This is a genomic window from Thermomonas aquatica (genome assembly GCF_006337105.1).
Classification (GTDB): domain Bacteria; phylum Pseudomonadota; class Gammaproteobacteria; order Xanthomonadales; family Xanthomonadaceae; genus Thermomonas; species Thermomonas aquatica.
In genome coordinates this window covers 972550-995929 of record NZ_CP040871.1, presented here as the reverse complement: position 1 = coordinate 995929, position 23380 = coordinate 972550, and the positions used below count along the sequence as shown (strand labels likewise).

Annotated in this window: 32 protein-coding genes; 25 read left to right on the top strand and 7 right to left on the bottom strand. The window is 67.4% G+C overall.

The genetic code is table 11. The features are described 5' to 3' along the window. Positions 1 to 3: 3 nt before the first annotated feature. The 21 genes from rplP (at position 4) to FHQ07_RS04720 (ending at position 12099) form a co-directional block, all read left to right on the top strand. Positions 4 to 417 carry a 50S ribosomal protein L16 gene (gene rplP, locus FHQ07_RS04820; protein ID WP_139715742.1) on the top strand — a complete coding sequence of 138 codons (414 nt, stop codon included), beginning with the start codon at positions 4 to 6 and terminating at the stop codon, positions 415 to 417. Beyond that, positions 417 to 602, top strand: coding sequence for a 50S ribosomal protein L29 (gene rpmC / locus FHQ07_RS04815; RefSeq protein ID WP_139715741.1), 186 nt, complete (start codon positions 417 to 419; stop codon positions 600 to 602). The genes rplP and rpmC overlap by 1 nt, the downstream gene beginning before the upstream one ends. Before the next feature lie 12 nt (positions 603 to 614). Further along, positions 615 to 878 carry a 30S ribosomal protein S17 gene (gene rpsQ, locus FHQ07_RS04810; protein ID WP_139715740.1) on the top strand — a complete coding sequence of 88 codons (264 nt, stop codon included), beginning with the start codon at positions 615 to 617 and terminating at the stop codon, positions 876 to 878. A 12-nt stretch (positions 879 to 890) separates the two neighbouring features. After that, complete coding sequence (gene rplN / locus FHQ07_RS04805; RefSeq protein ID WP_139715739.1) at positions 891 to 1259, top strand: 50S ribosomal protein L14; 369 nt, start codon at positions 891 to 893, stop codon at positions 1257 to 1259. 15 nt (positions 1260 to 1274) lie between these two features. Next, positions 1275 to 1589 carry a 50S ribosomal protein L24 gene (gene rplX / locus FHQ07_RS04800; protein ID WP_139715738.1) on the top strand — a complete coding sequence of 105 codons (315 nt, stop codon included), beginning with the start codon at positions 1275 to 1277 and terminating at the stop codon, positions 1587 to 1589. A 2-nt stretch (positions 1590 to 1591) separates the two neighbouring features. Then, the gene (gene rplE, locus FHQ07_RS04795; RefSeq protein WP_139715737.1) at positions 1592 to 2134 is read left to right on the top strand and encodes a 50S ribosomal protein L5; all 543 of its coding nucleotides are present in this window, start codon (positions 1592 to 1594) and stop codon (positions 2132 to 2134) included. Positions 2135 to 2144: 10 nt separating this feature from the next. Next, entirely contained in the window at positions 2145 to 2450 is a 306-nt protein-coding gene (gene rpsN, locus FHQ07_RS04790; RefSeq protein WP_139715736.1) for a 30S ribosomal protein S14, read from the top strand. Positions 2451 to 2629: 179 nt separating this feature from the next. Beyond that, positions 2630 to 3025, top strand: a complete 396-nt coding sequence (rpsH, locus tag FHQ07_RS04785) for a 30S ribosomal protein S8 (protein ID WP_139715735.1) — start codon at positions 2630 to 2632, stop codon at positions 3023 to 3025. A gap of 13 nt (positions 3026 to 3038) precedes the next feature. Next, the gene (gene rplF, locus FHQ07_RS04780) at positions 3039 to 3566 is read left to right on the top strand and encodes a 50S ribosomal protein L6 (protein ID WP_139715734.1); all 528 of its coding nucleotides are present in this window, start codon (positions 3039 to 3041) and stop codon (positions 3564 to 3566) included. Between the two features lie 44 nt (positions 3567 to 3610). After that, the gene (gene rplR / locus FHQ07_RS04775; protein ID WP_139715733.1) at positions 3611 to 3967 is read left to right on the top strand and encodes a 50S ribosomal protein L18; all 357 of its coding nucleotides are present in this window, start codon (positions 3611 to 3613) and stop codon (positions 3965 to 3967) included. 165 nt (positions 3968 to 4132) lie between these two features. Continuing rightward, positions 4133 to 4672 (top strand): 30S ribosomal protein S5, encoded by a 540-nt coding sequence (gene rpsE / locus FHQ07_RS04770; protein ID WP_139715732.1) that lies wholly within the window; start codon positions 4133 to 4135, stop codon positions 4670 to 4672. Then, positions 4665 to 4856, top strand: coding sequence for a 50S ribosomal protein L30 (gene rpmD, locus FHQ07_RS04765; protein ID WP_139715731.1), 192 nt, complete (start codon positions 4665 to 4667; stop codon positions 4854 to 4856). The genes rpsE and rpmD overlap by 8 nt, the downstream gene beginning before the upstream one ends. 4 nt (positions 4857 to 4860) lie before the next feature. Continuing rightward, on the top strand, positions 4861 to 5298 hold the full coding sequence (gene rplO, locus FHQ07_RS04760) for a 50S ribosomal protein L15 (protein ID WP_139715730.1): 438 nt from the start codon (positions 4861 to 4863) through the stop codon (positions 5296 to 5298). Positions 5299 to 5305: 7 nt separating this feature from the next. Continuing rightward, complete coding sequence (secY, locus tag FHQ07_RS04755) at positions 5306 to 6658, top strand: preprotein translocase subunit SecY (RefSeq protein WP_139715729.1); 1353 nt, start codon at positions 5306 to 5308, stop codon at positions 6656 to 6658. Positions 6659 to 6989: 331 nt separating this feature from the next. Further along, the gene (rpsM, locus tag FHQ07_RS04750; RefSeq protein ID WP_139715728.1) at positions 6990 to 7346 is read left to right on the top strand and encodes a 30S ribosomal protein S13; all 357 of its coding nucleotides are present in this window, start codon (positions 6990 to 6992) and stop codon (positions 7344 to 7346) included. A 12-nt stretch (positions 7347 to 7358) separates the two neighbouring features. Further along, positions 7359 to 7751: a 30S ribosomal protein S11 gene (gene rpsK / locus FHQ07_RS04745; protein ID WP_139715727.1), complete on the top strand. Its 393-nt coding sequence runs from the start codon at positions 7359 to 7361 to the stop codon at positions 7749 to 7751. 19 nt (positions 7752 to 7770) lie between these two features. Further along, the gene (rpsD, locus tag FHQ07_RS04740) at positions 7771 to 8400 is read left to right on the top strand and encodes a 30S ribosomal protein S4 (protein ID WP_139715726.1); all 630 of its coding nucleotides are present in this window, start codon (positions 7771 to 7773) and stop codon (positions 8398 to 8400) included. 57 nt (positions 8401 to 8457) lie between these two features. Then, positions 8458 to 9456: a DNA-directed RNA polymerase subunit alpha gene (locus FHQ07_RS04735; RefSeq protein WP_139715725.1), complete on the top strand. Its 999-nt coding sequence runs from the start codon at positions 8458 to 8460 to the stop codon at positions 9454 to 9456. Between the two features lie 208 nt (positions 9457 to 9664). Beyond that, positions 9665 to 10039, top strand: a complete 375-nt coding sequence (rplQ, locus tag FHQ07_RS04730; RefSeq protein WP_139715724.1) for a 50S ribosomal protein L17 — start codon at positions 9665 to 9667, stop codon at positions 10037 to 10039. Between the two features lie 102 nt (positions 10040 to 10141). Continuing rightward, positions 10142 to 10660, top strand: coding sequence for a disulfide bond formation protein B (locus tag FHQ07_RS04725; protein WP_139715723.1), 519 nt, complete (start codon positions 10142 to 10144; stop codon positions 10658 to 10660). Between the two features lie 65 nt (positions 10661 to 10725). Next, positions 10726 to 12099, top strand: a complete 1374-nt coding sequence (locus tag FHQ07_RS04720; RefSeq protein WP_168191464.1) for a class II 3-deoxy-7-phosphoheptulonate synthase — start codon at positions 10726 to 10728, stop codon at positions 12097 to 12099. A gap of 28 nt (positions 12100 to 12127) precedes the next feature. On the opposite strand, the gene FHQ07_RS04715 is transcribed toward FHQ07_RS04720, so the two are convergent. From FHQ07_RS04715 to typA, 4 genes are read right to left on the bottom strand one after another with little or no spacing between them, the layout of a single operon-like run. After that, positions 12128 to 13750, bottom strand: coding sequence for an amidase (locus tag FHQ07_RS04715; protein ID WP_139715721.1), 1623 nt, complete (start codon positions 13748 to 13750; stop codon positions 12128 to 12130). A gap of 55 nt (positions 13751 to 13805) precedes the next feature. Further along, a complete protein-coding gene (locus FHQ07_RS04710) occupies positions 13806 to 14273 on the bottom strand; it encodes a DUF2127 domain-containing protein (protein ID WP_139715720.1) in 468 nt (155 codons plus the stop codon). After that, positions 14270 to 14818 (bottom strand): 2'-5' RNA ligase family protein, encoded by a 549-nt coding sequence (locus FHQ07_RS04705; protein ID WP_139715719.1) that lies wholly within the window; start codon positions 14816 to 14818, stop codon positions 14270 to 14272. The genes FHQ07_RS04710 and FHQ07_RS04705 overlap by 4 nt, the downstream gene beginning before the upstream one ends. 23 nt (positions 14819 to 14841) lie before the next feature. After that, positions 14842 to 16671, bottom strand: coding sequence for a translational GTPase TypA (typA, locus tag FHQ07_RS04700; protein WP_139715718.1), 1830 nt, complete (start codon positions 16669 to 16671; stop codon positions 14842 to 14844). Between the two features lie 125 nt (positions 16672 to 16796). Here typA and FHQ07_RS04695 point away from each other — a divergent pair, with 125 nt between their 5' ends. After that, positions 16797 to 17291, top strand: a complete 495-nt coding sequence (locus FHQ07_RS04695) for a peptidylprolyl isomerase (protein ID WP_139715717.1) — start codon at positions 16797 to 16799, stop codon at positions 17289 to 17291. A 63-nt stretch (positions 17292 to 17354) separates the two neighbouring features. Here FHQ07_RS04695 and FHQ07_RS04690 read toward each other — a convergent pair whose 3' ends face one another. The 3 genes from FHQ07_RS04690 to FHQ07_RS04680 are packed head-to-tail and all read right to left on the bottom strand — an operon-like array spanning position 17355 to position 19902. Further along, positions 17355 to 17924 carry a hypothetical protein gene (locus tag FHQ07_RS04690; RefSeq protein ID WP_139715716.1) on the bottom strand — a complete coding sequence of 190 codons (570 nt, stop codon included), beginning with the start codon at positions 17922 to 17924 and terminating at the stop codon, positions 17355 to 17357. A 20-nt stretch (positions 17925 to 17944) separates the two neighbouring features. Then, on the bottom strand, positions 17945 to 19117 hold the full coding sequence (locus tag FHQ07_RS04685; protein WP_139715715.1) for a M48 family metallopeptidase: 1173 nt from the start codon (positions 19115 to 19117) through the stop codon (positions 17945 to 17947). Beyond that, positions 19114 to 19902 carry a hypothetical protein gene (locus tag FHQ07_RS04680; protein ID WP_139715714.1) on the bottom strand — a complete coding sequence of 263 codons (789 nt, stop codon included), beginning with the start codon at positions 19900 to 19902 and terminating at the stop codon, positions 19114 to 19116. The genes FHQ07_RS04685 and FHQ07_RS04680 overlap by 4 nt, the downstream gene beginning before the upstream one ends. Positions 19903 to 19963: 61 nt before the next feature. On the opposite strand from FHQ07_RS04680, the gene FHQ07_RS04675 reads away from it, so the two are divergent. The 3 genes from FHQ07_RS04675 (at position 19964) to FHQ07_RS04665 (ending at position 23316) form a co-directional block, all read left to right on the top strand. Further along, positions 19964 to 21163 (top strand): pyridoxal phosphate-dependent aminotransferase, encoded by a 1200-nt coding sequence (locus tag FHQ07_RS04675; RefSeq protein ID WP_139715713.1) that lies wholly within the window; start codon positions 19964 to 19966, stop codon positions 21161 to 21163. Between the two features lie 61 nt (positions 21164 to 21224). After that, positions 21225 to 22208 carry a malate dehydrogenase gene (locus FHQ07_RS04670; protein ID WP_139715712.1) on the top strand — a complete coding sequence of 328 codons (984 nt, stop codon included), beginning with the start codon at positions 21225 to 21227 and terminating at the stop codon, positions 22206 to 22208. Positions 22209 to 22311: 103 nt separating this feature from the next. Then, positions 22312 to 23316 carry a cupin-like domain-containing protein gene (locus FHQ07_RS04665; RefSeq protein WP_139715711.1) on the top strand — a complete coding sequence of 335 codons (1005 nt, stop codon included), beginning with the start codon at positions 22312 to 22314 and terminating at the stop codon, positions 23314 to 23316. The last annotated feature ends 64 nt before the right edge of the window (positions 23317 to 23380 follow it).

Sequence of the window (23380 nt, the reverse complement as noted above, 5' to 3'; positions counted from 1 at the left end):
GTCATGTTGCAACCCAAGCGAACCAAATACCGCAAGATGTTCAAGGGCCGCAACGACGGCCTGAGCTGGAGCGGCAACGCCGTCAGCTTCGGCGAGTTCGGCCTGAAGGCGACCGCGCACGGCCAGCTGACCGCGCGCCAGATCGAGGCCGCGCGCCGTTCCATCAGCCGTTACGTGAAGCGTGGCGGCAAGATGTGGATCCGCGTGTTCCCCGACAAGCCGATCACCAAGAAGCCGATCGAAGTGCGCATGGGCGCCGGCAAGGGCAACGTGGAGTACTGGGTGGCCCAGATCAAGCCGGGCCGCATGATCTATGAAATCGAGGGCGTCGACGAATCGACGGCGCGCGAGGCGTTCCGCCTGGCCGCCGCCAAGCTCTCGGTCACCACCACTTTCGTGACCCGGACGGTGCGCTGATGGAACTCAAGCAACTGCGTCAGAAGTCGGCGGACGAGCTCCAGGCCCACCTGGTCGAGCTGCAGAAGGAGCGCTTCGCGCTGCGCATGCAGAAGGCCACCGGTCAGCTCGCCAAGACCCACGAAGCCCGCCGCGTGCGCCGCGAGATCGCTCGCGTCAACACGCTGCTCGGTGCGAAGAAGTAAGGGACAGCCGAAATGACTGAACAAACCAAGAAGCTGCACACGGTCGATGGCCGCGTCGTCAGCAACAAGATGGACAAGACCGTGACCGTGCTCGTCGAGCGCCAGGTCAAGCACGCCCTGTACGGCAAGTACCTGCGCCGCTCGACCAAGCTCCACGCGCACGACGCCGACAACGCCTGCAACGAAGGCGATGTCGTGCGCATCGCCGAGTGCGCGCCGATGTCCAAGACCAAGAACTGGCGCGTGGTGGAAATCCTCGCGCGTGCGGCCGAGTAAGGAGAGACAGCCATGATCCAGATGCAGAGCTTTCTCGACGTCGCCGACAACTCCGGTGCCAAGGAGCTGATGTGCATCAAGGTGCTCGGCGGCTCCAAGCGCCGTTACGCCGGCATCGGCGACATCATCAAGGTGTCGGTGAAGGACGCGATCCCGCGCGGCAAGGTGAAGAAGGGCGACGTCTACGACGCCGTTGTGGTCCGTACCCGCAAGGGTGTGCGCCGCGCCGACGGTTCGCTGATCCGCTTCGACGGCAACGCCGCCGTGCTGCTCAACAACAAGCATGAACCGATCGGCACCCGCATCTTCGGGCCGGTGACGCGCGAACTGCGCTCCGAGAAGTTCATGAAGATCGTCTCGCTCGCCCCCGAAGTGCTGTGAGCTGAGGACCAAGACATGAACCGCATCAAGAAGGGCGACCAGGTGGTCGTCACCACCGGCAACAAGAAGATCAAGGGTCAGACCGGCGAAGTGCTGCGCGTCGATGGCGAGCGCGTGTACGTCTCCAACCTGAACCTGGTCAAGCGCGCCACCAAGCCGAACCCGCAAGCCGGCCAGCCCGGCGGGCTGATCGAGCGCGAGGCGTCGATCCACATTTCCAACGTGATGCTGCTCAACCCGGCGACGGGCAAGGGCGAGCGCGTTGCCACCAAGATCCTGGAGAATGGAAAGCGCCTGCGCGTGTTCCGCTCCAACGGTGAGGCGATCTGACCATGAATACCCGTCTGGAAAAGTTCTACAAGGACGAAGTGGTGCCGAAGCTGATGAAGCAGTTCGGCTACACCAATCCGATGGAAGTGCCGAAGCTGACCAAGATCACCCTGAACATGGGCGTGGGCGAGGCGGCGACCAACAAGAAGATCCTCGAGAACGCGGTGGCCGACATGGCCAAGATCTCCGGCCAGAAGCCGCAGGTCACCAAATCGCGCGTCTCGGTGGCGTCGTTCAAGATCCGCGACGGCTGGCCGATCGGCGCCAAGGTGACCCTGCGCCGCGCCAAGATGTACGAGTTCCTCGACCGCCTGATCAACATCTCGCTGCCGCGCGTGCGTGACTTCCGCGGCGTGTCGGGTCGTTCGTTCGATGGCCGCGGCAACTACAACATGGGCGTGAAGGAACAGATCATCTTCCCGGAAATCGACTTCGACGCCGTCGACGCGATGCGCGGCATGGATATCGCCATCACCACCACCGCGAAGACCGATGCCGAGGCCAAGGCCCTGCTCGAGGCCTTCCGCTTCCCGTTCCGCAACTGAGGCAAGACAGATGGCCAAGACTTCGATGGTGAACCGCGAGGCCAAGCGCGCCAAGCTTGCCAAGCAGCACGGCGCCAAGCGCGACGCGCTGAAGAAGATCATCTCCAGCCAGGACGCGTCCTACGAGGAGAAGATGGAGGCGGCGGTCAAGCTGCAGAAGCTGCCGCGCGATTCCTCGCCCAGCCGCCAGACCACCCGCTGCGTCCTGACCGGCCGCCCGCGCGCCGTGTACAGCAAGTTCGGCCTGGGCCGCAACGCGCTGCGCAAGGCGACGATGAACGGCGACGTGCCGGGCCTGCGCAAGGCTAGCTGGTAAGCGAAAACCCTGCCATACTAGGTGGCTTCCCGCCTTCGAATCGGCAGGATTGACCGGGGCCCGCAGCGATGCGGGCCTTCGGCCGAGACAAGCGTCGTGCGGATCATCCGCTCCGGCGTCCACAACCAAGACAGATTTTCGCGAAAGCGGATATCGGTGCTACTCATCAGGAACCTTCCATGAGCATGACTGATCCCATCGCCGACATGCTGGTCCGCATCAAGAATGCGGCGGCCGTCGGCAAGCAGACGGTGAAGATGCCGTCCTCCAAGACCAAGGTCGCGATCGCCAACGTCCTCAAGGGCGAGGGCTACATCGCCGACGCGCGCGTCACCCAGCTCGGCGCCAAGGCCGAACTCGAGATCGCCCTGAAGTACTACGAGGGCAAGCCGGTGATCGAGACCCTGAAGCGCGTGTCGCGCTCGGGCCTGCGCAACTACCGCGGCAAGGACGCGCTGCCGAAGGTCCTCAACGGCCTGGGCGTCGCCATCATTTCCACCTCCAAGGGCATCATGACCGACTCGCAGGCGCGCCAGCAGGGCGTCGGCGGTGAAGTCCTGTGCATCGTGGCCTAAGGGAGTAACGACCATGTCCCGAGTTGCCAAGAAGCCGGTTGCCCTCGCCAAGGGCGTCGAGCTCAACGTCCAGTCGGATTCGATCAGCGTCAAGGGCCCGAAGGGCGCCCTGAGCGTGCCGAAGCCGGCCGGCATCGAAGTCAAGATCGAAGACGGCAGCGCGCTGCTGTCCGCCAACGACGCCTCGCTGGTGCCGCTGACCGGCACCCTGCGCGCGATCGTCGCCAACATGGTGAAGGGCGTGTCCGAAGGCTTCGAGCGCAAGCTCGAGCTGGTCGGCGTCGGTTACCGTGCCGCCATGCAGGGCAAGGACCTGAACCTGTCGCTCGGGTTCTCGCACCCGGTGCTGTTCGTGGCGCCGGAAGGCATCACCATCGCCACCCCGACCCAGACCGAGATCGTGGTCACCGGTGCCGACAAGCAGCGCGTCGGCGAAGTCGCCGCCAAGATCCGTGGCTACCGTCCGCCGGAGCCTTACAAGGGCAAGGGCGTGAAGTACGCCGGCGAAGTCATCATCCGCAAGGAAGCCAAGAAGGCGTAATCCCGTCCGGGATGCACGCGCTTTCAGCTTCGAGGAACCAGACCATGAGCATCAAGAACAACGCCCGCCTGCGCCGCGCCAAGTCCACCCGCGCGCACATCCGCAACCTCGGCGTGCCGCGCCTGACCGTGCTGCGCACCGGCCAGCACCTGTACGCCCAGCTGTTCACCGCCGACGGCGCCAAGGTGCTGGCTTCGGCCGCCACCGTCGAGGCCGACGTGATGGCCGGCCTGAAGAACGGCAAGAACGCCGAAGCCGCCGCCAAGGTCGGCCAGGTGATCGCCGAGCGCGCCAAGGCCGCGGGCATCGAGAAGGTCGCGTTCGACCGCTCGGGCTACCGCTACCACGGCCGCATCAAGGCGCTGGCCGACGCCGCGCGCGAAGGCGGCCTGCAGTTCTGAGCCTTGATGGCATGGGGCTTCGGCCCCATCCCGTCGAACAGATTGCTTGCCGATGCAAGGTGCATCGGACGCCAGCGCCGGTTGCGGCCATGGCGGAACATCCGCGGTACACCACAACCATAAGCGGCAACGCCGCAAATCCCTTCAATACAACGAGATATCGAAATGGCAGAGCAACGCGAATCCCGCGGCCGCGATCGCGGTCCCCGCGAGGAAAAAGTCGATGACGGCATGATCGAGAAGCTGATCGCGGTCAACCGCGTCAGCAAGACCGTCAAGGGCGGCCGCCAGTTCACCTTCACCGCGCTGACGGTGGTGGGCGACGGCGCCGGCAAGATCGGTTTCGGTTATGGCAAGGCGCGCGAAGTGCCGGTCGCCATCCAGAAGTCGATGGAACAGGCGCGCAAGGGCATGAGCTCGGTCGACCTGAACAACGGCACCCTGTACCACCAGGTGAAGGCCAACCATGGCGCGGCGAGCGTGTTCATGAAGCCGGCATCCGAAGGTACCGGCGTGATCGCCGGCGGCGCGATGCGCGCCGTGCTGGAAGCGGTCGGGGTGAAGAACGTGCTGGCCAAGGCCACCGGTTCGCGCAACCCGATCAACCTGGTGCGCGCCACCATCCGCGGCTTGGAGTCGATCCATTCGCCGGCCAAGATCGCGGCGAAGCGCGGCAAGAAGGTGGAGGACATCGTCCATGGCTAAGAACGAATCCGGCACGGTCACCGTGCGCCTGGTCAAGGGCCTGCGCGGCACCCAGTCCCGCCATCGCCTGTCGGTGAAGGCGCTCGGCCTGGGCAAGCTCAACAGCGTCCGCACGCTGAAGGACAGCCCGCAGGTGCGTGGCCTGATCAACCAGCTCCACTACCTGGTCAAGGTCGAGGACTAATCCCATGAAAATGAATACTCTGAGCCCCGCCGAGGGCGCCCGCCAGGCGCCGAAGCGCGTCGGTCGCGGCATCGGTTCCGGCCTGGGCAAGACCTGCGGCCGCGGCCACAAGGGTTCGTTCGCGCGCGCCGGCAAGGGCAAGATCAAGGCCGGCTTCGAAGGCGGCCAGTCGCCCATGCAGCGCCGCCTGCCGAAGATCGGCTTCGCCTCCAAGCTGAAGGCCGACACCGCCGAAGTGCTGCTGTACAAGCTGGACGCGCTGCCGGCCGGCGATGTCGACTTCGCCGCCCTGCGCGCCGCCAAGCTGGTGCCGAGCACCGCCAAGCGCGCCAAGGTCGTGGTCAAGGGCGAAGTCACCAAGGCGTTCACCCTGAAGGGCATCGCTGCGACCGCGGGCGCCAAGGCCGCGATCGAGGCCGCCGGCGGCAAGCTGGCGGAGTAACCGGCGAATGTCGCGTAGCGCGAATGCGTTGTCGGGTCTGGCGGGTGCGGGCAAGTTCACCGAACTTCGCTCGCGCCTGCTGTTCGTCCTCGGGGCGCTGATCGTCTACCGCATCGGGTGCTTCATCCCGGTGCCGGGCGTCAACCCGGAGGCGATGCTGCAACTGATGGAATCGCAGAAGGGCACCATCGTGGACATGTTCAACATGTTCTCGGGCGGCGCCCTGCACCGTTTCAGCATCTTCGCGCTGAACGTGGTGCCGTACATCTCGGCTTCGATCGTGGTCCAGCTGATGACCCAGATCCTGCCGAGCTGGAAGGCGATGTCGAAGGAAGGCGAATCCGGCCGCCGCAAGATCACCCAGTATTCGCGCTACGGCGCGGTGTTCCTGGCGATCTTCCAGGCCGCGGGCATCGCCATCGCCCTGCAGAGCCAGGGCGCCAGCGGCGGCATCCCGGTGGTGTACAACCCCGGCCCGGGCTTCGTGATGACCGCGGTGGTCTCGCTGACCGCCGGCACCATGTTCCTGATGTGGCTGGGCGAGCAGGTCACCGAGCGCGGCATCGGCAACGGCGTCTCGCTGATCATCTTCTCCGGCATCGTCGCCGGCCTGCCGGGCGCGGTGCTCAACACCCTGCAGCAGGCCAACAGCGGCGACATGCAGTGGATCACGGTGTTCTTCATCCTAGCCATCGTGCTGGCGTTCACCTGGTTCGTGGTGTTCATGGAACGCGGCCAGCGCCGCATCACCGTGAACTACGCCCGCCGCCAGGGCGGCCGCGGCGCGTACATGAACCAGAGCTCGTTCCTGCCGCTCAAGCTCAACATGTCGGGCGTGATCCCGCCGATCTTCGCGTCGTCGATCATCATGTTCCCGGCCACCGCCTCGACCTGGTTCGGCCAGTCCGGCAACGCGGCCACCGCGTGGCTGCAGAAGTTCAGCCAGATGCTGTCGCCGGGCGAGCCCCTGCACATGATCCTGCTGGCCGGCCTGATCATCGGCTTCGCGTTCTTCTACACGGCGCTGGTGTTCAACTCGCAGGAAACCGCCGAGAACCTGAAGAAGTCGGGCGCGCTGATCCCGGGCATCCGGCCGGGCAAGGCGACCGCCGAGTACATCGACGGCGTGCTGACCCGGCTGACCCTGGCGGGTGCGATCTACCTGGTGCTGGTCTGCCTGCTGCCGGAAGTGATGCGCAGCCAGCTGGGCACCTCGTTCTACTTCGGCGGCACCTCGCTGCTGATCGTGGTGGTGGTGGTGATGGACTTCATCGCGCAGATCCAGGCGCACCTGATGTCGCACCAGTACGAGAGCCTGCTGAAGAAGGCGAATTTGAAGGGCGGCTCGCGAGGCCGCTGACGCGGGGCGGGTTCCGGCCCGCCTCGAGGTGAAGAAACAAACGCCGAGCCGGGTATCGCGCCCCGGCCGGCACAATGGGCGACCCGGGCGGCAGTCTCGCGCACGGGTGGCTCCGAACCGATCCGCGCGCCGGAGTAGCGCGCGGGCAGGCCGGGATCCTTCCGGTACTGCCAGTTCGGGGCCATCGCCGGAGCATGGGCACGCTCCCCATGCCGGGTTCCTGCGCCGTTCCGGGCAGGGGCTTCCTGAAAACCCGAGACTTGTCTATAATTTCATGTTCACTGCGCCGGGTTGCGAAATCCGGTGCCATTTCGTTATCGGAGATCGCCTTATGGCGCGTATTGCGGGCGTCAACCTGCCTGCCCAGAAGCATGTCTGGGTCGGGCTGCAAAGCATCTACGGCATTGGCCGTACCCGTTCCAAGCAGGTCTGCGAATCGGCCGGCGTGAATTCGTCGACCAAGATCCGCGACCTGTCCGAGCCGGACGTCGAGCGCCTGCGCGCCGAAGTCGGCAAGTTCGTGGTCGAGGGCGACCTGCGCCGCGAGATCGGCATGGCGATCAAGCGCCTGATGGACCTGGCCTGCTACCGCGGCCTGCGCCATCGTCGCGGCCTGCCGCTGCGTGGCCAGCGCACCCGGACCAATGCACGCACCCGCAAGGGTCCGCGCAAGGCCATCAAGAAGTAAGGAACGGACATCATGGCCAAGCCTGCAGCAACCAAGACCAAGAAGAAGATCAAGCGCGTCGTCACCGACGGCATCGCCCACGTCCACGCTTCTTTCAACAACACCATCATCACCATCACCGATCGCCAGGGCAATGCGCTGTCGTGGGCCACTTCGGGCGGCGCGGGTTTCCGCGGTTCGCGCAAGTCGACCCCGTTCGCCGCGCAGGTCGCCGCCGAGAAGGCCGGCAAGACCGCGCTCGATTACGGCGTGAAGTCGCTGGAAGTGCGCATCAAGGGCCCGGGCCCGGGGCGCGAGTCGGCCGTGCGTTCGTTGAACAACGTGGGCTACAAGATCATCAACATCATCGACGTGACGCCGATCCCGCACAACGGGTGCCGTCCGCCGAAGAAGCGTCGCGTCTGACGCCGGGGAGCATTAGAAAATGGCTCGTTATATCGGTCCCACCTGTAAGCTCGCCCGCCGCGAAGGCACCGACCTCGGTCTGAAGTCGCCGGCGCGCGCCCTCGATTCCAAGTGCAAGCTGGAGCAGAAGCCCGGCCAGCACGGCGCCAACGTCCGCAAGGGCAAGCTGTCCGACTACGCCACCCAGCTGCGCGAGAAGCAGAAGGTCAAGCGCATCTACGGCCTGCTGGAGCGCCAGTTCCGCAACTACTACAAGAAGGCCGCCACCAAGAAGGGCAACACCGGCGAGAACCTCCTGCAGATGCTGGAAACCCGCCTGGACAACGTCGTCTACCGCATGGGCTTCGCCGTCACCCGCCCGGCCGCGCGCCAGCTGGTGTCGCACCGCGGCATCACCGTGAACGGCAAGTCGGTCAACCTGCCGTCGTACGCGGTCAAGGCCGGCGACGCGATCGCCCTGTCCGAGAAGGCCGCGCGCCAGCTCCGCGTCAAGGAATCGCTGACCGTCGCCCAGCAGATGGACCTGTCCCCGTCGTGGGTCGAGGTCGACGCGAACAAGTTCGCCGGCGTGTTCAAGGCCGTGCCGGACCGCGCGGACCTGCCGGCCGACATCAACGAAGCGCTGATCGTCGAGCTGTACTCGAAGTAATTTTCTTTGCGTCACGCACCCGGCGTCATGAACCGGGTGCTTCAGGAGACATCACGAATGACGGTTACCGCAACCCAAGTGCTGCGCCCCCGCGGCCCGCAGATCGAGCGCATCGCCGACAACCGCGCCAAGGTCGTGATCGAACCGCTGGAACGCGGCTACGGCCACACCCTCGGCAACGCGCTGCGCCGCGTGCTGCTGTCCTCGATCCCCGGCTTCGCGATCACCGAAGTCGAGATCGACGGCGTGCTGCACGAGTACACCACGGTCGAAGGCCTGCAGGAAGACGTGCTCGAAGTCCTGCTGAACCTGAAGGATGTCGCCATCCGCATGCACAGCGGCGACAGCGACACCCTGGAGCTGAAGAAGCAGGGCCCGGGCGTCGTCACCGCCGGCGACATCAAGACCAGCCACAACGTCGAGGTGCTGAACCCCGACCACGTGATCGCCAGCCTGACCAAGGACGTGGCGCTGAACATGCGCCTCACCATCAGCCGCGGCTTCGGCTACCAGCCGGCCGCCGCGCGTCGCCGCCCGGACGAGGAAACCCGTGCGATCGGCCGCCTGATGCTGGACGCCTCGTTCTCGCCGGTCCGCCGCGTCGCCTACGCGGTGGAAGCCGCGCGCGTCGAGCAGCGCACCGACCTCGACAAGCTGGTGCTGGACATCGAGACCAACGGCACCATCGACGCCGAGGAAGCCGTGCGCACCGCCGCCGACATCCTCAGCGACCAGTTGTCGGTGTTCGGCGACTTCACCCACCGCGACCGCGGTGCGGCGAAGCCGGTCGCCAGCGGCGTGGATCCGGTGCTGCTGCGCCCGATCGACGACCTGGAGCTGACCGTGCGTTCGGCCAACTGCCTGAAGGCGGAGAGCATCTACTACATCGGCGACCTGATCCAGAAGACCGAAGTGGAACTGCTCAAGACCCCGAACCTGGGCAAGAAGTCGCTCACCGAGATCAAGGAAGTGCTGGCCCAGCGCGGCCTGTCGCTCGGCATGAAGCTCGAGAACTGGCCGCCGGTCGGGATCTCGGCGCACGGCATGCTCGGCTGATACGCGATCCACGGCCCGCAGCGATGCGGGCCGCGGCTCCGGCTCTCCGGCAAGCCGCAACTCACGCAGTACCAAGGCCGACGAACCCAAGTTCGCGGCACGACCGGCAAGGGATGCCGGCACGGACCAACCGCAGTCCAAGTTGCAACGCCAGGACGGCGACAGCGAAACCCAACGACACACCATTCTTTCGTAAGGAACCGTTCCCATGCGCCACCAGAAATCCGGCCGCAAGTTCAGCCGCACCAGCGCCCACCGCGGCGCGATGTTCTCCAACATGGCCGCCTCGCTGTTCAAGAGCGAGCTGATCCGCACCACCCTGCCGAAGGCCAAGGAACTGCGCCGCGTCGCCGAGCCGCTGATCACCCTGGCCAAGGTCGACGGCGTGGCCAATCGCCGCCTTGCCTTCGCGCGCCTGCGCGACAAGGAAGCGGTGGGCACCCTGTTCACCGTGCTGGGCCCGCGCTACGCGCAGCGTCCGGGCGGTTACCTGCGCATCCTGAAGTGCGGCTTCCGCGCCGGCGACAACGCGCCGATGGCGTACGTCGAGCTGGTGGATCGCCCGCAGGCTGCTGCCGAGTAATCGGCATCGCCATGGCAGTATCGAAAGACCCCGGGACTTCCGGGGTTTTTCGTTTCTGCGCATCTGGACGATAATCGGGCGATCCCCACGCAAGGCAGGCGCATGAATCCGTTTCGTTGGTCGTTCCGAGCGCAATTCCTGCTTGGCTTCGCCATTTGCGCCGCACTGTTGGGCTATGCGTTCTACGTGCAGTTCCAGCTCGGCATCCAGCCCTGCCCGTTCTGCATTTTCCAGCGCATCTGTTTCGCTGCCCTGGGCCTGGTGTTCCTGCTCGCCGGCCTGCTGTCGCCGCGCGCAGCCGGTGCGCGCAAGGGGTGGTCGCTGCTCGCACTGCTCGCCGCCGGGTTCGGCGCGAGTTACGCAGGCCGCCACTCTTGGGTGCAGCTCAACCCGCCTGAATTGCCGAGTTGCGGCCCCGGCCTGAACTTCATCGTCGAGCAGCATTCCTGGCTCGGCGCGGCGCGGCAGGTGCTGCTGGCCACCGGCGATTGCAGCAACATCGACTGGAAATTCCTCGGCCTGAGCATGCCGATGTGGTGCCTGCTGTGGTTCGTCGCGCTCGGCGCATGGGCGCTATATGCGGGATGGAAACGTCGAGAGAAGCATCTGTTCCACAGGTAACTGTTGCGGTGGCCGGGGTGCAGCGCGATGATGCAATGCAGCAACGCACAAGCCCTGAAGTCGCCATGTCCAACGCCACCGCCGTGAACCTCCCTGCAGATTGGTCGCCCTCCAGCTGGCGCCAGCGCACCGCCTTGCAGATGCCGACCTATCCGGACGCGGCGGCGCTGGATGGCGCGCTGCGCGAGTTGCACGCCTTGCCGCCGCTGGTCACGTCCTGGGAAATCCTGGCGCTGAAAAAGCAGATCGCCGAGGCGCAGGAAGGCAAGCGCTTCATCCTGCAGGGCGGCGACTGCGCGGAGACCTTCGACGGCTGCACCTCGGAGGTGATCTCCAACCGCCTGAAGGTGCTGCTGCAGATGAGCCTGGTGCTGGTGCACGGGCTGCGCCTGCCGGTGGTGCGCATCGGCCGCTTCGCCGGGCAGTACGCCAAGCCGCGTTCGGCCGACAGCGAGGAACGCGACGGCGTCTCGCTGCCGAGCTATCGCGGCGACATCGTCAACGGCCCCGAGTTCACCGCCGAGGCGCGCATCCCCGATCCGCGCCGGATGATCAAGGCGCATGCGCGCTCGGCGATGACGATGAACTTCGTGCGTTCGCTGATCGACGGCGGCTTCGCCGACCTGCACCATCCCGAGTACTGGAACCTGAGCTGGGTCGGGCACTCGCCGCTGGCCGACGAATACCGGCGCATGGTCGACGGCATCGGCGATGCCGTGCGCTTCATGGAGACGCTGTCCGGCAACCAGCTGCACAACCTCAACCGGGTCGATTTCTACACCTCGCACGAAGCGCTGCTGCTGCCGTACGAGGAAGGGCAGACCCGCGAAGTGCCGCGCAATTGGGGCTGGTTCAACCTCAGCACGCATTTCCCGTGGATCGGCATGCGCACCGCGCAGCTGGATGGCGCGCACGTCGAATATTTCCGCGGCATCCGCAACCCGATCGGTCTCAAGATCGGCCCCTCGGTCGCGCCCGAGCAACTGCTCAAGGTGATCGAGGCGCTGAATCCCGACAACGAGCCGGGCCGCCTGACCCTGATCCACCGCATGGGCGCGGCGCACATCGCGGAAAAACTGCCGCCGCTGCTGGCCGCGGTGAAGCGCGAGGGCAAGCGCGTGCTGTGGATCTGCGATCCGATGCACGGCAACACCGAGAGCACCACCAACGGCTACAAGACCCGCCGCTTCCGCAACATCCGCAGCGAGCTGGAGCAGGCGTTCGACGCGCATGCGGCGGCCGGCCTGCACCTGGGCGGCGTGCACCTGGAACTGACCGGCGAGGACGTGACCGAATGCCTCGGCGGCGCGCGCGAGCTCACCGAGAGCGACCTGGAACGCGCCTACCGCAGCACCGTGGATCCGCGCCTCAACTACGAGCAGGCGCTGGAGATCGCGATGCTGATCGTGCGCAAGCGCGGGCAGATCGTCGGGCTCTGAACCGTCCGGCGCGGGACCGGCGCGCCGCTCACTTCGGCGCGGCGAGGTCCACCGTGGGCGCGAACCTCGGCGGCTTGCGCGCCTTGCTCGCCTGTTCGTAGGCATAGGCCAGTTCGATCAGGCGCGCCTCGCTCCATGCGGGGCCCATGAAGGCGATGCCCAGCGGCAGGCCATGCGCATCGCCCATCGGCACGGTGATGCTGGGATAGCGCGCGACCGCGGCGGCGCCGTAGCCGGCGCCGACGAAATGGTCGCCGTTGATCGGGTCGGTCGGCCACGCCGGCGACATCGCCGGCGCGACCAGCGCATCGAGCCGCTGTTTCTTCAGCGCCGCGTCGATGCCCTCGGGGCCGGCGAGCCGGCGCGCCTTGTCGCGCGCGGCGAGATAGGCCTTGTCGGTCAACGCGCCCTTGGCCTGCGCCTGCTCGAACAGTTCCTGGGCGAAGTACTGCATTTCCGTATCGGCATGCGCCTTGTTGAAGGCGATGACATCGGCCAGCGTCTTCACCGGCGCGCCGCTGGCGGCCAGGTAGGCGTTGAGATCCGCCTTCAGTTCGTACAGCAGCACGTCGAGTTCGGCGGCGTCCCATTGGCCCAGGGTCGGGATCTCGGCATCGACCACCGTCGCACCCGCGGCCTTCAGCGCGGCGATGGCGCGCTCCATCGCCGCATCGGTATCCGGCTGGTAGCCCATCAGCTTGCGCACCACGCCGATGCGGGCGCCATTCAATGCATCCGCTTTCAGGTGCGCGGTGTAGTCGATGGCGGTACCGTCGACGCGTTCCTTCGATGCCGCGTCAGCCGGATCGGCGGCGGCGATCGCGGTGAGCACGGCCGCGGCATCGGCCACGCTGCGCGCCATCGGCCCGGCGGTGTCCTGCGAATGCGAGATCGGGATGATCCCGCTGCGGCTGACCAGGCCCACCGTCGGCTTGATGCCGACCAGGCCGGCCACCGCGGAGGGACACAGGATGCTGCCGTCGGTCTCGGTGCCGATGCCGGCCGTGGCCAGGTTGGCCGCGATCGCGGTGCCGGTGCCGGCGCTGGAGCCGCAGGGATTGCGGTCCAGAGCGTAGGGATTCCTGGTCTGCCCGCCGCGCGCGCTCCAGCCGGAGCTCGAGCGCGTCGAACGGATGTTGGCCCATTCGCTGAGGTTGGTCTTGCCGAGGATCACCGCGCCGGCCGCGCGCAGTTTGGCGACGAGGAAGGCATCGGTCTTCGGTCGATGGTTCGCGAGCGCCAGCGAACCCGCCGAATTCACCATCGGCACGGCATCGATATTGTCCTTCAGCAGCACCGGGATGCCGTGCAGCGGGCCGCGCAGCTTGCCGGCCTTGCGCTCGGCATCCAGCGCATCCGCTTGCTTCAGTGCATCGGGATTGGTTTCGATGACGGCGTTGAGCATCGGGCCGGCATCGTCGACGGCGGCGATGCGGTCGAGATAGGCCCGGGTCAACGCATGGCTGCTGACTGCGCCTGAAGCCATTTGCTGTCGCAGCGAGGCGATGCTGGCTTCTTCGAAGGCAAATGCAGCCGGGGCCGCGTCGGCAGCTGCGGGTGTGGCGACGGACGCATCGGGTGCCTGCGCAGCCTGTTTGCACCCGGCGAGCAGCGCCAACGAGATGGCGAACGAAAGGGCGAGTCGGCGCATGGTTGGCTCCCGGAATGGACGCGCAAGCATCGCGCGTGGCGGAAGCCGCGGCAACTCAGCGGCGGCGCACCATCAGGTCGCGCGCCAGCACCCACACCACCACCAGGTTGATCGCCACCACCGCGGCCTCCAGCCAGTGGCGGTGCAGGGCGAAGGCGTAGATGTCGAACGGCAGGTACAGCGCGGCGGCGATGCAGCCCAGCCACGAAGCCCAGGCCTTGGCCCGCCACAGGCCCCAGCCTTCGATCAGGTGGACGATGCCGTACAGGGCGGCCACCGCGGCGGCCAGGTGCACCGCGCCGGGATTGATCGCCTGCGCCAGCCATGCGGCCGCGCCGTGGCTGGGATCCAGCTGGAAGCGCGCGATCAGTTCGTGCACCCAGCGCTGCAGCGGGGCGGGGCCGATCAGTTCCAGTCCGCTGGCGGCGAGCAGCGCCAGCGAGCCCTTCACCGCCTCGACGATGGCGATGATGTGCAGGCCGGGGTGCGCATGCGGATCCGGGTTGTAATGCTTGTCGGTCATGCCGGCGTCGTCCCTGGCGCGAAGGGCCATGATGCCAAGGACATGTAGCCGCCGGGAACGGTCTGCAAGAGGTCGATGCGGCCGATGCGCAGCGGCGCCGCGGCAAACCCCGCATCGGGCAGTGACGGCGGCTGCGAACCGCGCGGCAGGTAGGCGAGGGTGATGTGCGCGGTCTGCGCGCGCTCCTTCGCGAAGCCGCAGCCCTGCATTTCGGTCTCGAGTCGCCTGAGCAGCGCCTTCAGCGCATCCGACGCCTCGACCTTCGCCACCAGCACCCGCGCGTGCGGCCAGTACTGCGCACCGGCCATCGATGCGTCGGCGGTCGGCGTTTCCGCCGCGAGACCGGCCATCGCCGCTTCGATGCGCGCACGCTGCGCGCCGTCGACGGATTCGCCGAGGTAGCGCAGGGTCATGTGCCGCTGCGCGGGCATGCGCCAGTCGTGACGCGGCGCATCCGCGGGCAGGGCCTCACGGATGCGGTGTTGCATGTCGGCCAGCGCGGCCTGGACGGCCGCGTCCGGCATCCAGCCGAGGAACACGCTCATCGGGCGCGTCCTCGCCTTGGTCCTTACGCCGAGCGGCTGGCGCGCTTGCGGTCGCTCTCGGTCAAGAGCTTCTTGCGCAGGCGGATTTCCTTCGGGGTGATCTCGACCAGCTCGTCGTCGTCGATGAAGTCCAGCGCCTGTTCCAGCGTGTACTTGATCGCCGGGGTCAGCTGGATCGCATCGTCCTTGCCGGAGGCGCGCATGTTGGTCAGCGGCTTGGTCTTGATCGCATTCACCGTCAGGTCGTTGTCCTTCGAGTGGATGCCGACCAGCTGGCCTTCGTACACCTGGTCGCCTTCGGCGGCGAACAGCTTGCCGCGCTCCTGCAGCGGGCCCAGCGAGTAGGCCGGGGTGGCGCCGGCGGCATTGGCGATCATCACGCCGTTCAGGCGCTTGGCGATCTGCCCGGTTTCCTTCGGGCCGTAATGGTCGAACACGTGGAACAGCAGGCCCGAACCCTGGGTCAGGGTGCGGAACTCGTTCTGGAAGCCGATCAGGCCACGCGCCGGGATCTGGTAGTCCAGGCGCACGCGGCCCTTGCCGTCGGATTCCATGTTCTTCAGCTGGCCCTTGCGGGTGCCCAGCTTCTCCATCACGCCGCCCTGGTGGATTTCCTCGACGTCGACCACCAGCTGCTCGATCGGCTCCATCAGCTGGCCGTCGATTTCCTTGATGATCACCTCGGGACGCGACACCGCCAGCTCGAAGCCCTCGCGGCGCATGTTCTCGATCAGCACCGACAGGTGCAGTTCGCCGCGGCCGCTGACCAGGAACTTGTCGGCATCCTCCAGCTGTTCGACCTTGAGCGCCACGTTGTGCACGGTCTCGCGCTCGAGGCGGTCCTTGATCTGGCGACTGGTGAGGAACTTGCCGCCCGACAGATCCTTGTTGCCGGCGAACGGCGAGTTGTTGACCTGGAAGGTCATCGAAATCGTCGGTTCATCGACCGTCAGCGCCGGCAGTTGTTCCGGCGCGTCGATCGCGCAGATGGTGTCGGAGATGGTCAGGTCCTGGATGCCGGAGATGGCGACGATGTCGCCGGCTTCCGCGCTCTCCTGCTCGATGCGCTCCAGGCCCATGAAGCCCAGCACCTGCAGCACCTTGCCCTGGCGCTTCTTGCCCTCGCGGTCGATCACGGTGACCGGCATGTTCTTCTTCAACGTGCCGCGCTGGATGCGGCCGATGCCGATCACGCCGACGAAGTTGTTGTAGTCCAGCTGCGAGATGCGCATCTGGAACGGGCCGTCGCTGGCCACCGGCGGCGCCGGCACGTGCTGCATGATCGCCTCGTACAGCGGGGTCATATCGCCCTCGCGGACGGTGTCCTCGAGGCTGGCGAAGCCATGCAGCGCGGAGGCGTACACGATCGGGAAATCCAGCTGCTCATTGGTGGCGCCGAGCTTGTCGAACAGGTCGAACACCTGGTCGATCACCCAGTCCGGGCGCGCGCCGGGGCGGTCGATCTTGTTGACCACCACGATCGGGCGGAAGCCCATCGCGAACGCCTTCTGGGTCACGAAGCGGGTCTGCGGCATCGGGCCGTCCATCGCGTCGACCAGGATCAGTACCGAATCCACCATCGACAGCACGCGCTCGACCTCGCCGCCGAAGTCGGCGTGGCCCGGGGTGTCGACGATGTTGATGCGGTTGCCCTGCCAGGTGATCGCGGTGTTCTTGGCCAGGATGGTGATGCCGCGTTCCTTTTCCTGGTCGTTGCTGTCCATCACGCGCTCGGCGAGGACGGTGCGCTCGTTGAGCGTGCCGGACTGCTTCAGCAGGCAGTCGACGAGGGTGGTCTTGCCATGGTCGACGTGGGCGACGATGGCGATGTTGCGGAGGCGTTCGACGGACATTGTTGCGGGGCTCGTTGAAGCCGCACCGGCTGCAGGCGTGGGCAGGCAGGGCGCGGGTTGAAATGAAGGTAGCCGGTTATTATATCGGGTTCATGCGCCCGTCCGGGCGTCCGGAGATGAACAAGATGAGCCTGATCGCCACTTTCGACACCGACCGCGGCCCGATCCGCATCGAACTGGCCGCCGACAAGGCGCCGTTGACCGTCGCCAACTTCGTCAACCTGGCCAAGCGCGGCTTCTACGACGGCCTGAACTTCCACCGCGTGATCGCCGATTTCATGATCCAGGGCGGTTGCCCGGAAGGCTCCGGGCGCGGCGGCCCGGGCTATCGCTTCGAGGACGAGGCCAACAACGGCCTGGGCCACGACCGCGGCGTGTTGTCGATGGCCAATGCCGGCCCGAACACCAACGGCAGCCAGTTCTTCATCACCCACGTCTCGACCCCGTGGCTCAACGGCAAGCACACCGTGTTCGGCAAGGTGATCGACGGCCTGGACGTGGTGGATGCCGTGCGCCAGGGCGACAAGATCAAGTCGGTCCGGATCGAAGGCGATGCCGATGCCGTGCTGGCCGCCAAGGCGGATCGCGTGGCCGAGTGGAACAGGATCCTCGCGGCCTGAGCCATCGGAGCGGTGCAGGAGAGGGCGGCCGCGGCCGCCCTTTTCGTTTTCGCGGGTCGCGGCCTACTTCCAGCGCAGCGTGTCCAGCATCGCGCTGACCTTGGCCTCGTCGCGCGGGTAGTAGTACTCCGCCGGCGCGTAGTACAAGGCCAGCGCCAGGCCCTTGTCGTGCTCGAAGGCGGCGGCCATCGCCCGGTAATTGAGCCCGGTTTCGCTGTCCATCGCCATCTCGAAGCGCAGGCCCTCGCGGCCGCCGAAGTCCGCCGGGCGCAGGTTGCTGGCCACCACGTTGACCGCGCCCGCGGCGCGCATGCCGTCGGCGACCAGGTCGCGCAGTTCGTCCGGGCGCATGCCGCGGTGGTAGAACGCGCCGTCCGGCCGGCGCCTGGTCTGGCGCTCGCCGAGGAAGATGAACTCGCGTTCGCGCACGACCGGGATCAGGTGCAGGCTGTTGAGCTGCGGGCCATCGATGGTCCACAGCTGTTCGCGCGCGCCCTGCGTGCGCGACCATTCCATGCCGGCCTCGATGCTCAGGTTGCTGCCGATGCGCTGGATCCCGGCGGTGACCAGCGGGCCGCCGGCGGCACAGGCGGCGAGCAGCAGCGCCAGCGCGATGCCGGCCAGGACCCGCATGGGCCGCTTCAACGCATGCTTCATCGCGCGCCTCCAAGCTTGTCGAGTTCGCGTTGCACGAAAGCCCGGTCGTCCGCGTTCGGCGCTTCCTGCAGGTAGCGTTGCAGCGCTGCGCGCGCGCCGGGCGCGTCGCCGGATGCGCGCGCAGCGAACCCGTGTTCGCGCCATGCCGCCGCCGGCGGGTTCGGCAGCGCCAGCGCCTGCGCGTAGTACGACGCGGCCTTGGCCTTGTCGTCGCCCAACCCGCGGCGGCGATAGGCCTCGCCCAGGTAGAAGGTGAGCAGGCCCTTGTCCTCGACCGGCGCATCGGCGAGCAGTTCGCCGATGACCAGGATCGAGCCGGCATAGCGCCGATTGCCGAGTTCCGCGTCCAGCAGTTTCGGCAGCAGCGGCCGTACCGCGGCGCGGTAGCGGTCGCGGCCGCGATCGGTCGGCGCATCGGCGATTGCCGCGGCTTCGGCCTTGATGTCGTTCAACCGTTCCTGCGAGGCCGGATGGGTGGAGAACACCGGCAGCGGGCGGTCGTACTTGCGGGTCTGTTCCTCGCGCCACATCCGCGCCCACAGGTCGGCGCCGGCGGACGGCGCCCAGCCGTGTTCGACCACGCCCTCGAAACCCAGGCGATCCGCCTCGCGTTCCATGTCGCGCGAATACTTGAAGATCGCCGCATAGCCGGCCAGCATCCCCAGTTGCGCGATGCCGCCGGCGCCCGCGCCGTAGGCGACCACCTGGAAGGCGCTGAGCCAGGCGCTTGCGTCCTTCATCCGCCGCCACTGCCTGAGCGAATGTTGCGCAGTGAAGTGGCCTGTTTCATGGCCCAGCACGAAGGCGAGTTCGGCCTCGTCGCGGATGCGCAGCAGGGCGCCGGTCCAGAACAGCAGCATCCCGTTCGGCGCCATGCTGGCGTTGAACTGCGGGACGTCCATCACGTACACCCGCAGGTCGCGGCAATGCCCGCCGGCGACCTTGCAGGCCACGCCGCGGATGTAGTCGTTGAGCGCGGGATCGCGCACCAGCAGCGGCGAGCGCTTGAGTTCGGTCTCGGCGCGTTCCATCGCATACCAGAGTTCGGATTCGTCGCTGCCGGCGGCGGGCGCGGTGCCCGGCGCGTTGTCGCGCAAGGGCGCGCCGGAGGCGCATCCGGCAAGCAATGCGGCGGCGGCAAGCGCCAGCGTGCGGGGCGTCGCGCTCATTGCGCCGGTACCGCCGGCGCGCCGCGCACGCCCTTGAGCAGGTCGCCGGCGGTTTCGCGCGCGCCCTGCAGGTTGCGCAGGTCGCCGGTCTGGTCGATCAGCAGGTTGTGCCAGACCACCTGGCCGGTGCGCAGGTCGACCAGCGAGGCCACGCCGACCTGCATGCCGCCGCCGATGTCGCCGCCGAGCAGGAGCAGGCCGGCGATGCGCATGGCGGTGCGGCCGCCGCTGGCGTAGCTGTCGCGGATGTAGGTGAACAGGCCGTAGTCGGCGCCGGTGGCCTTGCGCAGTTCCACGGCCCCGGGTCCCAGGCTCCAGTCGAACTTGCCGTGCTTGTTGCGCAGGGTGCCGGGACCGTTGCCGCGGCCATAGCGCAGGATGCTCATCGACACCGCCTGGCTGAGCAGGGTCAGCTGGCGCAGGCGGTCGTCCGGGCCGGCATCGGCGGGCAGCACGAAGTCCGGGGCCATGCCGATGCCCTGCGCCGCCAGCGCCTCGCGCGCGGCCTGCGGGTAGAGCAGGCGGGCGGCATGGGTCCATTCCTTGCGCGGCTCGGCCATGCCGCCGGCGCCGAGTTCGGACAGCTCGATGTCCGGCTCGATCAGCGCCACCGTGCCGGACAGCGCCAGCGGCTTGCCGGCGGTATCGGTGGCGCTGCGCACCTGGGTCGACGAGCAGCCGGACAGCAGCGCGAACGCGGCGAGCAGGGACAGCGCGCAGAGCCGGCGGCGGAGGCGTTGCGGGGCCGTGCCGGGGGCGGTCGGGTGGTGCGGCTGTGCTAACATTTGAAGGCTTTCTCCCACGTCCATGCCGCGGTTCCGCGGCCCCGTTCCGAGGTTCCCCACGATGCCTCAACTCGCCCGGCGCATTGGCCGCGCCAAGCCCAGCGCCATCATGCAGGTCGCCGAGAAGGCCAAGCGCCTGAAGGCCGAAGGCCGCGACATCATCAGCTTCTCCATCGGCGTTCCCAACTTCCTGCCCGCCGAGCACGTCTATGCCGCCGCGCGTGAAGCGCTCGCGAAGGATAGCGGACAGTACGGCAGCAACCGCGGCAGCGATGCCCTGCTGGATGCGTTCATCGCGCACATGGCGAAGATCGGCCTGACCGGCTACGCGCGGGTCAACTGCGCCACCGGCATCGGCGCCAAGCACGTGATCTACAACCTGGCCGAGGCGCTGCTGGACGAGGGCGACACCATCGCCTTCCCGGTGCCGTACTGGACCAGCTACATGGACATCGCCGAGATCGTCAACGCGAAGGTCGAGTTGCTGCCGTGCCCGGCCAGCCAGGACTACAAGATGACGCCGGCCCAGCTCGACGCCGCGTTGGCGAAGAAGCCCAAGGTGTTCCTGTTCAACAACCCGTCCAACCCGACCGGCATGGTCTACACCCGCGACGAGATCGTCGCGCTGGCCGACGTGCTGGTGAAGTATCCGGACACCTGGATCATCACCGACGACATCTACAACCGCATGCTGTTCGACGGGCTGGAATACGTGAACTTCGTGCACGTGCGCCCGGAACTGCGCGACCGCACGATCTTCATCGACTCGCTGTCCAAGACCTATGGCATGCCGGGCTGGCGCGTCGGCTTCATGGCCGGCCCGGAATCCGTGGCGCAGGCGGTGACCACGATGAACTCCAACCACATCACCAACATCCCGGAGATCGTCACCGCTGCCGCGATCGCCGCGCTCAGCGGCCCGCAGGACGTGCCGGTGCAGAAGAACCTGGAGTTCCAGGCCAAGCGCGACCAGGTGATGGCGGTCATGGACGCGATCCCGGGCGTGGTCTGCCCGCGTCCGCAGGGCGCGTTCTACGTGTTCCCGGACATCAGCTGCGCGTTCGGCAAGTCGCATGACGGCACGAAGATCGAGAACGACGTCGACTTCTGCAATGCGCTGCTGGAAGCCAAGGGCGTGGCCTGCGTGCCGGGCTCCGCGTTCGGCGAGCCGCGCGCGCTGCGCATCAGCTACACCTGCCCGACGCCGCAGCTGGCGCCGGGCCTGGCGCGCATCCAGGAATTCTTCGCCGAACTGGCGTGATCCCATTTCGTTCAATCGCTGCGGCCCGTGCGCCGCAGCGTTTTTCCAGGAGTCGAACACAATGAAAGCCCCCGTCCGTGTTGCAGTCACCGGCGCCGCCGGCCAGATCGGTTACGCCCTGCTGTTCCGCATCGCCTCCGGCGAAATGCTGGGCAAGGACCAGCCGGTGATCCTGCAGATGCTGGAACTGCCGATGGAGAAGGCCCAGGCCGCGCTGAAGGGCGTGATGATGGAGCTGGAAGACTGCGCGTTCCCGCTGCTGGCCGGCATGGTCGGCACCGATGATCCGGAAGTCGCGTTCAAGGACGCCGACTACGCCCTGCTGGTCGGCGCGCGTCCGCGCGGCCCGGGCATGGAGCGCAAGGACCTCTTGCTCGAGAACGCCAAGATCTTCACCGCGCAGGGCGCGGCGTTGAACAAGGTCGCCAGCCGCAACGTCAAGGTGCTGGTGGTCGGCAACCCGGCCAATACCAATGCCTACATCGCGATGAAGTCCGCGCCCGACCTGCCGGCGAAGAACTTCACCGCGATGCTGCGCCTGGACCACAACCGCGCGCTGTCGCAGCTGGCCAACAAGGCCGGCGTGGCCGTGGCGGACATCGAGAAGCTGGTGGTGTGGGGCAACCACAGCCCGACCATGTATCCCGATTACCGCTTCGCCACCGTCAACGGCCAGTCGCTGAAGGACAAGATCAACGACGCCGACTGGAACGCCAACACCTTCATCCCGCAGGTCGGCAAGCGCGGCGCCGCGATCATCGAGGCACGCGGCCTGTCGTCGGCCGCCTCGGCCGCCAACGCCGCCATCGACCACATGCACGACTGGGCGCTGGGCACCGACGGCAAGTGGGTGACGATGGGCGTGCCGTCCGACGGCAGCTACGGCATCCCGGAGGGCGTGATGTACGGCGTGCCGGTGACCTGCGCCAACGGCGAATACACCCGCATCGAAGGCCTGCCGGTCGACGAGTTCAGCCGCGCGGCGATGGACAAGACCCTGGCCGAGCTCGAGGAAGAGCGCGCCGGCGTCGCCCACCTGCTCTGATCCGCGCGCGGATCGCTTCGACGGAACGCCGGGCCATGCCCGGCGTTTTCGTTTCTGCCGGCCGTCGCGCACACTGCGTCATCCCATCGCACGCATTCTCCGCATGAGCGCACCCATCGCCGAGCACCCCGGTGGCCAGGCGCCAGCCATGGCCGATGCGGTCGCCGCCGCCCAGCCGCTGGTCATCCGCGGGCTGTGCCGCGACTGGCCGCTGGTGCAGGCGGCGAGGCGCTCGTTCGGCGAGTTCGCGCAGGCGGTCGCGGCGCTCGACAACGGCGCGCCGGTCGACGTGCTGCGCATGCCGCCCGAGGCCGGCGGCGTGCTCGGCTACAACGAGGCGCTCGACGGCTTCAACTACCAGCATTTCAAGGTCGCGACGACCGAGGCCTTGCAGCGCCTGGCCGCGTACAGCCGCGTGCAGGGGCCGGTGCCCGGCATGGCCTTGCAGAGCGCGTTGATCGCCGGCTGCCTGCCCGGCTTCGCCGCCACCCATCCGATGCCCAGCCTGCCGGCTTCGGTGCAACCCCGGCTGTGGGTCGGCAACCGGGTCACCACGCCGGCGCATTTCGATGCCTCGCACAACCTCGCGGTGGTGGTGTGCGGGCGTCGTCGCTTCACCCTGTTCCCGGTCGAGCAGGTCGCCAACCTCTACATCGGCCCGCTCGACTTCGCCCCGACCGGTGCGGCGATCACCCTGGCGCGGCCGGATGCGCCCGATTTCGACGCGCATCCGCGCCTGCGCGACGCGCTGGCGAATGCGCGGGTGGCGGAACTCGAACCCGGCGACGCGCTGTACCTGCCGCCGCTGTGGTGGCACCAGGTCGAGTCGCTGGAACCGTTGAATGCGCTGGTCAACTACTGGTGGGTGCCGGCGCAACTCGAGCATCGCGCAAGCGCGCCCGCGCTCGGCGCATTGCTGCATGCGCGGCTTGCCTTCGCCGCCTTGCCGGCGCAGGAGCGGCGCGACTGGCGCGTGCTGTTCGACCACTACGTGTTCGGCGACGCGGATCCCGCCGCGCACATCCCGCAAGCGCGGCGCGGCGTGCTGGGCGAGCTCGATGCGGACGCGCTGGCGGTACTGCGCGAACGGATCCGGTCTGGACTTTAGTCGGATGCCGGCCGATCCGGCCGACGCGCTAAAATGGCGGACTCCGCCCAAGGTACATGCCGCC